General features: G+C 54.6%; 9 protein-coding genes. All 9 read left to right on the top strand.

The window, feature by feature from the left end; genetic code table 11:
• The first annotated feature begins 487 nt into the window (after nt 1-487).
• Complete coding sequence (locus BLR08_RS14995; protein WP_072332460.1) at nt 488-2,251, top strand: sensor histidine kinase; 1,764 nt, start codon at nt 488-490, stop codon at nt 2,249-2,251.
• Nucleotides 2,244-3,791 carry a response regulator gene (locus tag BLR08_RS15000; protein WP_072332457.1) on the top strand — a complete coding sequence of 516 codons (1,548 nt, stop codon included), beginning with the start codon at nt 2,244-2,246 and terminating at the stop codon, nt 3,789-3,791. The genes BLR08_RS14995 and BLR08_RS15000 overlap by 8 nt, the downstream gene beginning before the upstream one ends.
• 264 nt (nt 3,792-4,055) lie before the next feature.
• The gene (locus tag BLR08_RS15005) at nt 4,056-5,390 is read left to right on the top strand and encodes an ABC transporter substrate-binding protein (RefSeq protein WP_072332454.1); all 1,335 of its coding nucleotides are present in this window, start codon (nt 4,056-4,058) and stop codon (nt 5,388-5,390) included.
• 213 nt (nt 5,391-5,603) lie between these two features.
• Nucleotides 5,604-6,509 carry a carbohydrate ABC transporter permease gene (locus BLR08_RS15010; protein ID WP_072332451.1) on the top strand — a complete coding sequence of 302 codons (906 nt, stop codon included), beginning with the start codon at nt 5,604-5,606 and terminating at the stop codon, nt 6,507-6,509.
• 115 nt (nt 6,510-6,624) lie between these two features.
• Nucleotides 6,625-7,401 (top strand): carbohydrate ABC transporter permease, encoded by a 777-nt coding sequence (locus tag BLR08_RS15015; protein WP_256257685.1) that lies wholly within the window; start codon nt 6,625-6,627, stop codon nt 7,399-7,401.
• A gap of 32 nt (nt 7,402-7,433) precedes the next feature.
• Entirely contained in the window at nt 7,434-8,459 is a 1,026-nt protein-coding gene (locus BLR08_RS15020; RefSeq protein ID WP_072332445.1) for a glycoside hydrolase family 88/105 protein, read from the top strand.
• Nucleotides 8,460-8,583: 124 nt separating this feature from the next.
• Nucleotides 8,584-9,696 (top strand): rhamnogalacturonan acetylesterase, encoded by a 1,113-nt coding sequence (locus tag BLR08_RS15025; RefSeq protein ID WP_072332442.1) that lies wholly within the window; start codon nt 8,584-8,586, stop codon nt 9,694-9,696.
• A gap of 150 nt (nt 9,697-9,846) precedes the next feature.
• Nucleotides 9,847-11,910, top strand: coding sequence for a beta-galactosidase (locus tag BLR08_RS15030; RefSeq protein ID WP_072332439.1), 2,064 nt, complete (start codon nt 9,847-9,849; stop codon nt 11,908-11,910).
• A 161-nt stretch (nt 11,911-12,071) separates the two neighbouring features.
• Nucleotides 12,072-12,419 carry a hypothetical protein gene (locus BLR08_RS30675; RefSeq protein ID WP_143014387.1) on the top strand — a complete coding sequence of 116 codons (348 nt, stop codon included), beginning with the start codon at nt 12,072-12,074 and terminating at the stop codon, nt 12,417-12,419.
• Nucleotides 12,420-12,593: the final 174 nt, after the last annotated feature.

Here is a 12,593-nt window from a genome sequence, read left to right on the forward strand (position 1 = left end):
GAGATTTTGACATGATGGACGATGGAGAACCAGAAGTGCCGCCGCAGTTTTCATGCGAAGCATGTGAGGGGGAAATGTACCCGGAATATTACAAGGGAGTTCATGGATACGAGTACCGGATTGAAGAGAGGATCGGCTCTAGAGAAGTAGAAGAAAGCACAAAGTAGAAGAAAGCACAAAGTAGAAGAAAGGGAATGGATATGGGGTGGAAAAGCGATAGCGGCCGCCTTTAAAGTCGTGTTCATACCACTTCATACATTCAAAGAACACGACTTTAACAGCGGTTGGAAGCCCATATCCAATTCCCTCCCCATGCTCGAAAGTATGGGTTCAGACAAGGACCTAGCCGCAGGCTAGGTTTTTCTTATTTACAGAAATTTGGCAGGAGCGACGACCGGTAGAAATGGGTACGTACAAGCTGGTAAGATGGTCATAAGATGTAGTAACATGAACCCAGGTGCAGCAATTGGAAAAGGTGGCGGATCGGATGCGATTTTTCTTATCGCTTAGGCAGGCATTCGGAAATCTCAGAATCAAGCATAAGATGTTTGCGCTCATTTCGCTGATCATGACGTTTTGTTTCCTGATCACTTATTTTGCCTTGCAGTATGTGTATTCGATCTATGACGAGCAGCTGTACGCCAAATCCTCCCAAGTGCTGAATCTGTCTTCCAACGGGGTGGAGGAAGAGCTCCGGCGGATCGAGCGACTGTCGTTCAATGTGGCGACGGATGCGGAGATTCAGAGCTTCCTCCAGGCCATGAAGCCCGACACGCCCAGCTATGAGCTGCTGCGGCTCCGCTCGGATCTCAATGATCGTCTCGTTCAATATGCCGGCTATGAGAAGAACATTTATTCGGTGGAGGTTATTGATTTCTCCGGACATGTGACGCGCGCGGGACTGAACCGTCCGACTGCCGAAGGATCTGGGGCAGACGTTATCCGTTCAGCCGACAATGCGTCAGGAGATAATGTGTGGAGCTATCCGAAGAATACGGAGGAAACGCTGATCGCCGCGAGGCAAATTCGGTCTTATCGCAATTTGGAGCTGAGCAAGCTGGGGACACTGCTGATCCGCGTCCGTCTGGACCGGATCGTCAACGATGTGCTTACCGGAACGGAGCTCAAAAACGGAGAACTCGTCATCACGGCGGGAGAGACGATCGTGTACCCGCTGGACCGGGTGCCTCTGACAACTGCCGTCCGGCAGTCGGGTTCGGATCACTATCTGGTCCAGGAAATGAACGGACGGCAATATTTTAATACACGCGTGCAATCCTCGTATACGAATTGGACTTACACGAGCCTGATTCCTTTCGAGAGCATATTCAGGCAAATTATTTGGATGAAAAACATTTTGCTGTTCGTCTTCATCGGCAGTTTGCTCGCCGTGCTGGCGCTGGCGATCAGCTTTGCCCGGAGCATCACGAAGCCCATGGAATCTCTGATCGGACGAATGAAGCAGGTGCAGATGGGGAACTTCAGTCAGATCGAATGGGATACGGGAGAGGCCGGCACGTTGCAGTCCATGGATGAGGTCGGACATCTGAACCGTTCATTCCGCATTATGGTGCAGCAGATTAATGAACTGATTACGGAAAATTACGCCAAGCAGCTGACGATCAAGGAAACGCAGTTCAAGGCGCTGCAGGCGCAGATCAATCCGCACTTTATGTACAATACACTGGAATCGATCAATTGGCTGGCCAAGGTCAATCATCAGCCGGTCATCTCGAAGATGGTGGAATCGCTCGGATTTTTGCTGCGAAGCTCCATCAGCATGAAGGCCTCGCTTATCCCGCTGCGCGAGGAGCTGGAGATCGTAGGCCACTATGTGACGATTCAGAAATTTCGTTTCGAGGAACGGCTGGACTTTCATATGGAGGTGCCGGAGGAGCTGAAGGGCTGCTGTATCCCGAAGCTTTCGCTGCAGCCGCTCATTGAGAATGCCATCAATTATGCGCTGGAGCCCAAAATCGAGCCGTGCCGTATCCGGCTTGCTGCTGTCCGGGAGCAGGAGTCATTGATCGTGACAATCGAGGATGACGGGCCGGGCATGGACGCCGAGCTGCTCGAGAAGGTGCGCCGAGGGGAAATGCGTCGCGGCAGCGGGATAGGCCTGCGCAATATCGAAGAGAGAATCGTCATTTCATTTGGCGAGGCATATGGCTTAACCTTGGACAGCGAGCCGCACAAGGGAACCAGAGTGACGGTCAGACTACCATACGAGAGAGGGTGTTCCCATGCATAAGGTGCTGCTGGTGGACGATGAACGAATTATTTTGGAGGGGATATCGGCGGTTGTAGAATGGAAGGCTGCGGGCACGGAGCTGGTCGGCACGGCGCGCAACGGATTGGAAGCGCTTGATGCGATCGAGGAGCACAAGCCGGATATTATTATCAGCGATATTCGCATGCCGGCCATGGACGGACTGCAGCTGGCAGCCAAGGTTCATGAGCTGCATCCCCATATCAAGCTGATTATGCTGTCGGGCTTCAACGAGTTTGAGTATGCCCGGACGGCGATGCAGTATGGCGTGAAGCACTATCTGCTGAAGCCGTGCAATGAAAGCAAAATTGTCGAGGCGCTGAAGGATGTGGCGGAAGAGCTGCGCCAGTCGGTGGAGCGTGAGGAGTTCGTCAGTCAAATGAGGGAAGGGCTCGCCAAGGTGCTTCCCCATGTGAAGGAACAATTCCTCAAGGAATTTGTGACGAATAAAACGTACGGCGCGCATGATTGGGCTTATTATCGCAAGCTGTTCGATCTGGATCTGGCGACGAGCCGCGTCAGGCTCATTTTGTTCCAGTTGGAGGGCAGCTTCGAATTCGAGCATTTGTTCGCAGTCAAAAATATAGCGGGCGATATTCTTCCCAAAACGCTGCTCAGCTCAACGATCGGCGATCATGTCATTATTGCCGTGGAGGATGATGCGCCGCTTCAGGAGCTTCATGAGATGATGCACCGCATCCGGGAAACTTTCCGTGGCTACTACAAAATCGATCTGACGATCGCGCTGAGCGAAGCCGGGGACATCACGACCGCCCGCGCGTTGTACAAAGAAACGCTGGAATGCTTGCAGCACCGCTTCTATCTCGGGGAAGGCAGCCTGATTACGAAGCGGGATTTGACCGGTCCCGACCATAAACCGGCCGAGGAGTTTATATTTGACGAGGAGCAGCTGCTGCTGATGGTGAAGGCAGGGCGATGGGATGATGCGAGCGGCCAGATCGATGACTTCTTCGCCAAGGCCGTTGAGCAGCGCGCCGGCGTCTACACGGTGAAGTCTTACGTGATTCAGCTGTTCATGGCCATTATCCGCCTGGCGGACGCAGAGAGGATCAACGCTTACATGGGGAAGCTTGTCCAGCTGGCCGAGATCGACACTCTGCTTACGATGCAGTCGTTCCTGAAGGAGGCAGCTCATGAGATTACGATGCGTCAATATGAGCAGAACAAAAGCAAGCATTCGGCGATCGTGCAGAAGGTAATTGGCATCATCGAGGAGCAGTTGGGCAATCCGGAGCTGTCGCTGAATTGGGTAGCTCATCAATTGCTTTATATGAATGCCGATTATTTGGGCAAGCTGTTCAAAAAGGAGACGGATGAGAAGTTCTCGAATTTTGTCATGAAAGCCCGGATCAAAAAAGCGACCGAGCTGCTGGATCAGCGCAGCGATATGAAAATATTCGAGCTTGCGGAGCAGCTGGGCTTTGGCGATAATCCGCAATATTTCAGTCAGGTGTTCAAGAAAATCGTCGGCTGCACGCCTTCGGAATATACCAAAGCCTGACGAATGCTTGCGGAATGGCTGTGGCATTTGAACAACCGGGAGAAGTAGAGAGCTAACGTAAAAGGTAAGGAACGAGGGGCCGCTGCAGGCCCCTTCCCTCGTCTGCGCCGATGAGACGGAATTCCGGGACCGCATACCCGGCAGATAGCACTGAAAATTGAACAAACAGACCGGATAATTGAATTAAAAAAGAGATGCGAATCGGGCATAATAAGCTTGTAAGCGCTAACGACAAAGATGGTTGATATAAGGGGAGGAACTACGATGAAGAAAGCGTTATCTGCAGTATTGTCCCTTTCGGTTCTGTTCACGGCGGCGGCATGCGGCGGCGGAACGAAAACGGACACCACCACCCCCGCAGCAGGCACCGATGCCAAGACGCCTGCGCCGGCGGCTTCCAAACCGGCCGATCCGGTTAAGCTCCGCATCGCCTGGTGGGGCGGTCAAGCAAGACATGACTACACGCTCAAGGTCATCGAGATGTATGAGAAGGCGAATCCGAATGTCGATATCGAAGCGGAATACGCGACCTTCGACGATTACTGGAAAAAGCTAGCCCCGCAAGCGGCGGCAAACCAGCTGCCGGATATCATCCAGATGGATATCTCCTACTTGACCCAATACGGCGGCCGCAACCAGCTGGTCGATCTGACGCCGTTCACCAAAAATGGCTTGCTGAACGTAGCGGACGTCAGCGCTTCGGCGCTGTCCGGCGGCAAAGTCGGCGATAAGCTCGTCGCAATGAACCTGGGCGTCAATGCGCTCCAATCAACGATGGACTTCGAGATGCTGAAGAAAGCGGGCATCGCGCTTCCGTCGAAAAACTGGACGTGGGACGATATGGAGAAGATGGCTGCCCAAGCTAAAGCGGCGGGCAAAATCATGGGCGGTTACCGTCATGACGTATTCTTCCCGTATTTCCTGCGGACGCAGGGCCAAAAAATGTACAGCGCTGACGGCGCTTCGCTGGCTTATCCGGACGACAAGCCGTTCATTGAATACTTCAAGCGCTACCAAAAATGGTATGACGCCGGTTACCTGCTGAGCCTGGATAAAGAAGCGCAAAAGAAAGGCACGCCGGAAGACGATGAAATGGTTATGGGCAACTCCATCTCCACGAACGGCTGGTCTAACCAGTTCCTGGGTCTGGCAAACTTGGCGAAACGCGATCTGGAGCTGCAGCCGCTCCCGGGTCCGAATCAAAAAGCAGGCCTGTTCCTGAAGCCAAGCATGTACTGGTCGATTACGAGCGGCTCCAAGCAGCAGGAAGAAGCGGCGAAGTTCATTAACTTCTGGATCAATGACATCGAAGCGAACAAAGTCATCAAAGGCGAGCGGGGCGTACCTGTATCCTCCAAGGTGAAGGAAGCGCTGAAGCCAATGTTGTCTGCGAATGAAGCGAAGGTGTTCGACTATGTTACCTGGGCCGAGCAGAACAGCAGCGATATGGATCCTCCTAACCCGATCGGCTCGATCGAGGTTGAGAAGCTGCTGAAGGATACGAGCGAGCAAATTCTGTACAAGAAAATTACCGTCGAGGACGCAGCCGCGAAATTCCGCAAGGAAGCGAATGCGATCCTGGCTAAAAACAAGAAGTAATCCCTTCGTCGGCACAAGCCAGGGCCGGGGCCGCAGAGCGGTTCCGGCCCTTGGCGCGTCCGGACGGACGGTCGGTTCGGGCAGCGCCGGATGGGTTGGAAATGTGCCAGCATTGTCTGCTTTTTGAACAAAATGAACGGTTTTTTGCCTTCTGCGGGCGACCGCTATCCTGCATAATGAAGCTATACCATTAAGGCATAGGGGTTGAACAAGATGAAGCTAAGATTGAGGGACAACGACCACCTGACCGGATACGTGTTCGCCGCACCGTTCATCATCGGATTTTTAATTTTTACGCTATACCCGATGATCACTTCCCTTTATTATTCGTTCACGGATTATAACATGATGGAAACGCCCCGTTGGATCGGGCTGGACAATTATCACAAGATGTTCTTCGAAGACGACAAGATTATGAAGTCGTTTCAAGTCACCTTTACTTACGTGTTTGGCAGTGTGCCGCTGCGTCTGGCGTTTGCGCTGATCGTCGCGATGCTGCTCAACAAGGCGATCCGGGGCATCGGGGCATACCGCTCCGCCTATTACTTGCCTTCTTTGATTGGCGGCAGCGTGGCTGTCTCGATCATGTGGCAGCAAATTTTCGGGGACAAAGGTTTGCTGAACTCGTTTCTCGGCACCATGGGCATCGAAGTGACCAAGTCCTGGATCGGCAGCCCGGATACGGCACTGTGGACTTTGATCGCACTGTCCGTCTGGCAGTTCGGATCGTCGATGCTTATCTTCCTTGCGGGTCTGAAAAACATCCCGGCCTCCTACTATGAGGCGGCGAGTGTAGACGGGGCGAACGGCTTCCGGCAATTTTTCAAAATTACGCTTCCGCTGCTCAGCCCGATTATTTTCTTCAACCTGATTATGCAGCTGATCTCGGCCTTCATGACATTCACGCCGGCGTACATCATCTCGCGCGGCGAAGGCGGACCGCTTGACAATACTTTGCTGTATTCCTTGTATCTGTACCGCCAGGCGTTTTCGTTCTTCGATATGGGCTACGCATCGGCCATGGCTTGGACGATGCTGATCATTATCGGAATCGTCACGCTCGTGATCTTCAAAACCTCAACGCTCTGGGTCCACTACGAGTCGAAAGGAGATAACTAATATGGCCATGCAGCAGGCAGCTAATCAAACGGCAGGCGTACGCACATCGGCTTTACCGAAGCGGGCCATCAAGAGAGTCGGCTATCATGTCTTTGTAGGCGGACTCGCTCTCCTGATGCTGTATCCGATTTTGTGGCTTGTCGCAAGCTCGCTTAAGCCCAACGATGAGATTTTCTCCACGGCTTACAGCCTGATTCCGAGCAAGCTGGAATTGGGTAACTACGTGACGGGCTGGAAAGGCTTCGCCGGCACCACCTTCGCCACGTTCCTGAAAAATTCGCTGATCATCTCGATCGTTTCGACGATCGGAGCGGTGATCTCCTCTGCGCTGGTCGGCTACAGCTTCGCCCGGATCTCGTTCTGGGGCAGAGGCTTCTGGTTCGGCTGCATGATGGTGACGATGATGCTGCCACATGATGTCACGATGATCTCGCAATACGTAATGTTCGCCAAGCTGGGCTGGCTCGGCTCGTTCAAGCCGATTCTCGTTCCGCAGTTTTTCGCAACGCCGTTCTTCGTGTTCCTGATCGTGCAGTTTATCCGCACGATCCCCAAGGAGATGGACGAGGCTGCCAAGATGGACGGCTGCAGCCGCTACGGCATATTTTTCCGGATCATCCTGCCGATGATCGTGCCTGCGCTGATTACGTCGACGATTTTCTCGTTTTACTGGCGCTGGGACGACTTCATCAACCCGCTGCTGTATCTGAACCGTCCGGAGCTGTATCCGATGTCGCTTGCGCTCAAGCTGTTCCTGGACGCCGAATCCATCAATAACTGGGGCGGGATGTTCGCCATGTCGACGGTATCGCTGCTCCCGATTGTCATCGTATTTTTTATCTTCCAAAAATATATCGTTGAGGGCATCAGCACCAGCGGACTTAAAGGCTAAGACTGATCATGATGGAGAGGGGATTTATAGCTATGCCGGCATTAGTATTTGACCCGAATGAAATTCACGAAACGATCGACCGTGTGGTCCGCCGCACGTTCAATATGGATTACAGCTGGGATTGGCCCGGCGGCGTAGCGTTCTACGGCGTTACGGAAGCCTATGAAGCTACAGGTAACGAAGCATATATCGAGCTGTTGAAGGCTTGGATCGACGAGCAGCTGGAAGACGGTCTGCCGAAACTATCCGTGAATGCGGTGTCGATCGGCCATTCGCTGCTGACGTTGTACAAGGTAACCGGTGACGAGAAATATATCGATATCGCCATTCAGATGGCGGATTTTTTGAAAAATGACGCCGAGCGGTTCGCGGATGGCATCTTCCAGCACACAGTCAATTCCGAGACCTATAATTTTCCGGAACAAGCTTGGGTGGACACGATGTTCATGGCCGGATACTTCCTGGTTCGGATCGGATCGCTGCTGAACCGCGAAGATTATTTCGAGGACGGCATCAAGCAGTATCACGGACATGAACATTTCTTGCAGGATTCCGTAACAAACTTGTATTATCATGGTTGGGACAACATCGCACAAAATCATATGTCCGGCATTTACTGGGCGCGGGGCAATTCATGGGCGGCGATTACGATGGCGCGCGCGCTTCAACTGGTCCATGTGACGCATCCGTCCTTCATGATCATCGAAGGTTCGCTGCGCGATCAATTGGCCGCTCTCGTTCGCTTGCAAGGAGAAGACGGCTTGTGGCATACGGTGCTGACCGACCCGACCTCTTATACCGAGACATCCGGATCGGCCGGCATCGCCGCCGCGCTGCTCAGCACAGGCGGACTGTACAACAAATATGTGAACCGCGCCATCCCAGCTTTGCTCGCCCGGATCACGGCGGACGGCACTTTCACAGGCGTATCCGCCGGAACGGCTGTCATGCGCGACGCGGCCGGTTATAAAGGCGTGCCGGTGAAACGTATTCAGGGCTGGGGCCAAGGGCTCGGATTGACGTTCCTGTCGTCGCTGCTGAAGAAACGGGACTGGTAAGAGGCGGAACGAGACGGAGTGGCGATTGGCGGCTGGAAGAAGACCTGGATTAGAGAAGACCAGGATTAGAGAAGACCAGGATTAGAGAAGACCAGGATTAGAGAAGACAAGGGGATGCTTCCTGATGATCAATCAGCTGAAGTTCGACTTTGGAACCGGAGAGTCCGGAGAAGGTTATAGCAAGTTAAGAGCCGACGCGTGGTATGATGCCGCGCTCGGCTACGGCTTTGTCCGGCAGGAGCATTCGCGGATCGCAGCAAAGGACCGGGGGGAGCCGGAGGCGCTTCGCCGCGACTTCTGCATTCCGCTCGATGCCGTGTTCCGGGTGGACGTGCCGGACGGTGTGTACACGGTGCATGCGCTGATCGGCGACGCTATTGTGCCAACCGAGACGACGATCAAGGCGGGCTGCGGCCGGCTGATGGTCCGCAGACTGCGTACGTCGGCCGGACAGTTTATCCGTTACAGCTTCTCGGTATGGGTAACCGGCGGCCGGCTGGAGCTGGCATTCTCGGGTCTCGCGCCGCGCATCAATGCGCTGGAGATTGTGGCCGCCCCGCAGGTGCGCACCCTATTTCTGGCAGGCGATTCTACGGTGACGGACCAGCCGGCTGACGGCTATCCTTATGCGGGCTGGGGGCAGATGCTGCCCTATTTATTCAAGCATGACGCGGCAATTGCGAACTTTGCGTTGTCGGGGAGAAGCTCCAAAAGCTTTATTCAAGAAGGGCATTTGGATAAAATCTGGGCCGCAATCAAGCCTCATGACATCCTGATGATCCAATTCGGCCATAATGATCAGAAGCCGGACGAGGAGCGGCATACCGACCCGTTTACAACCTACAAGGAGCATCTGTTGCGGTACATAGAGGGAGCGCGGGAACGCGAAGCTTATCCGATCCTGATCACGTCCGTCCAGCGCCGATATTTTGAGCCGGACGGCACGTTGACCGATACGCATGGAGACTACTTGACGGCGGTGCGGGAACTCGCCGCTGAGGAAAATGTGCCGCTCGTCGATCTCGCGGCAAGCAGCAAGCGGTTATTCGAAGAGCTGGGGCCGGAAGGCACCAAGTCGATTCTGATGTGGGGCGCTCCGGGCGAATTTATGAATTTCCCTGGCGGTGTCGAGGACAATACCCACTTCCAGGAACGCGGAGCGGTGCGTATCGCCGAGCTTGTGGTCGAAGGTCTGAGGGAACAGCAGTTGAAGGAGATGCTCTTGCTGCTGCGTTAGACGCCGTTTACGGGAGGATACAAGTCCCAAGGTAAAGGGAAGGTAAAAGTAAAGGTCGCTTCGGGCGGGGAAACCAGTCCGTCCAGCGGCCTGATTCTTTAGGTATGCGATGTATACGGGAAGCCAGGAGAAAGAGAGGATACGATAAATATGACCAAGGTGACTGAAACGGAAAGAAAGCTTCCCGCCAAGCTGCTCCACGGAGGAGACTACAACCCTGACCAGTGGCTGGCTTATCCCGATGTCCTGGAGGAAGATATTCGCTTAATGAAGCTGGCGGCATGCAATGTGATGTCGGTAGGCATTTTTTCCTGGGTGTCGCTGGAGCCTGAAGAAGGCGTGTTTGCTTTCGAATGGCTGGATCAGGTGCTGGACCGGTTCGCAGATAATGGCATCCATGCGTTTCTGGCAACGCCAAGCGGGGCCAGACCGGCCTGGATGTCGGCGAAATACCCGGAGGTGCTGCGTGTCGGAGCGAACCGCGTACGCAATCTGCACGGCTTCCGCCACAATCACTGCTATACCTCTCCGGTTTACCGGAAGAAGGTGTCGATCATGAACCGTAAGCTGGCTGAACGCTACGCGGACCATCCAGCCGTCATCGGCTGGCATATTTCCAACGAATACAACGGAGAATGCCACTGCGATTTGTGTCAGGACGCCTTCCGCGAATGGCTGAAGGCCAAATACGGCACGCTGGAGACACTGAATCATGCGTGGTGGACGAGGTTTTGGAGTCATACGTATACGGATTGGTCCCAGATCGAATCCCCGGCGCCGCACGGAGAAACATTTGTTCATGGCTGCAATCTGGACTGGAAGCGTTTTGTGACGGATCGTACGGTTGACTTCTGCCGTCATGAAATTTCGGCGCTCCGGGCTGTATCCGACAGACTGCCGGTGACGACGAATTTGATGGATCTGCCGTACGCGGACTTGAACTATTGGAAGTTCGCCGATGTGCTGGACATCGTCTCCTGGGACAGCTACCCGACCTGGCATGATGCGGAGGACAATAGCTTGCAAGCGGCCCGAATCGCGATGGTTCACGATATTATGCGCTCGATCAAGGGCAAACCGTTCCTGCTGATGGAAAGCACGCCGAGCTTGACCAACTGGCAGCCGGTCAGCAAAAGCAAACGTCCGGGCATGCATCTGCTTGCATCGCTGCAGGCGGTCGCGCATGGCTCGGACTCGGTGCAATATTTCCAATGGCGCAAGAGCCGCGGCTCCAGCGAGAAGTTCCATGGAGCAGTGGTCGATCATGCCGGTCATGAGCATACGCGGGTATTCCGCGAGGTGACGGAGGTGGGCGAGGCGCTGGCAGGGCTGGAAGCGGTCGCCGGAACTCGGGTGTCCGCGGATGTGGCGGTCATTTTCGATTGGGAGAACCGCTGGGCGATCCAGGATGCTCAAGGTCCCCGCAACATCGGCATCAAATATGAAGAGACGGTGCTGTCGTATTACCGCCCCTTCTGGGAGCGGGGCATACCGGTCGATGTGATCGACATGGAGCAGGACTTTACCCGCTACAAGCTGCTCGTGGCGCCGATGCTGTATATGGTTCGTCCCGGCGTGGCCGAACGGATCGAGGCATTTGTGCGGGCAGGCGGTACGTTTGTGGCTACGTACTGGTCGGGCATCGTCGATGAGAACGACTTATGCTTCCTCGGCGGTTTCCCGGGTCCGCTTCGGCAGACGCTTGGCATCTGGGCCGAGGAAATTGAGGGACTTCATGACCGCGATGCCAACGGCATTCGAATGTCGGATGGTAATGAGCTCGGTTTGAACGGGGTGTTTGACGCTATCGAGCTGTGCGAGACGATTCATCTGGAGGGAGCGACAGCGCTCGCCGTGTACGAGCAGGATTATTATGCGGGCCGTCCGGCGCTGACGGTCAACCGCCTCGAAGCCGGGAAAGCTTATTACGTCGCTTGCCGTACGAAGCAGCCGTTCCAGGATGCACTGCTGGGCGCGCTGGCTACTGAAGCGGGCGTCCGCCGCGCGCTGGCGGCGGAGCTGCCGCAAGGGGTGACGGCGCAGGTCCGATCGGATGGGACAAGCGACTATGTATTCGTGCTGAACTTCGCGGGAGCGGAGCGCGTTGTGAAGCTGGACGGCCGCGACTATGCGGATGTGCTTAGCGGGGAGACAGCCGAAGCGGAGCTGCGGCTTGAGCCTTACGGACTGCGCGTGCTGCGCCGCGAGGTGTGAGGGCGCGCAGCATACAACTTCTGCGGAGGGTAAGCGATCGCCCTAAGGGAAAGTCGAGCCGTTCAAGCAGAATGGCGTTCTTCGGACGCATAGTCGGATTGTTCCCCGCAAGCAAAGGCGGTATACTAAAGCTATCAGGAAACAAGACCGGAGGCGAGTGAATGGACGAAAGCGAGCCGCTTCCGGAAGACCGGGAGCATATCCATCACCCGCATGATACATCGTACCGGTTCTTGCTCTCCAGCGTTTGTGGAGCTGTGGGGATGCCGGAGGAGAACCAACAGAAATTTTTTGCCTGGATCGCCCAGGTATTGAGCGGGAGGCTGCCCGAGGAGCGTGGAGATCGGAAAAGAAGCCGTGGCCAGACAAATGATCGCGGAAGGACTGGATGCGGCGTTGATAGCCAACGTGACCGGCTTTCCGTTGAAGAAGATAGCTCGATTGAAAAAGCGAAGCCATTAATGTGTGAAGCATACCGCTCCCTATGGGGCGGTTTTTTGCCATTATAAAAGGTAACAGTTGTGGGTTTGCAAAACATCTGAATCGGCGTAATGAAACCATTTCAGGGACCTGGCGGATGGACAGCTTTTACTCGCCATGTTGAAGCTGGGATGACCGACGGCATGCCTAGCAAATAAATCAAAAAAGGTATTGACTCTCACGTTGCGTGAGACCGTAAAGTA

Source organism: Paenibacillus sp. cl123 (assembly GCF_900101595.1).
In the GTDB taxonomy this organism is placed as follows: Bacteria; Bacillota; Bacilli; order Paenibacillales; family NBRC-103111; genus Paenibacillus_G.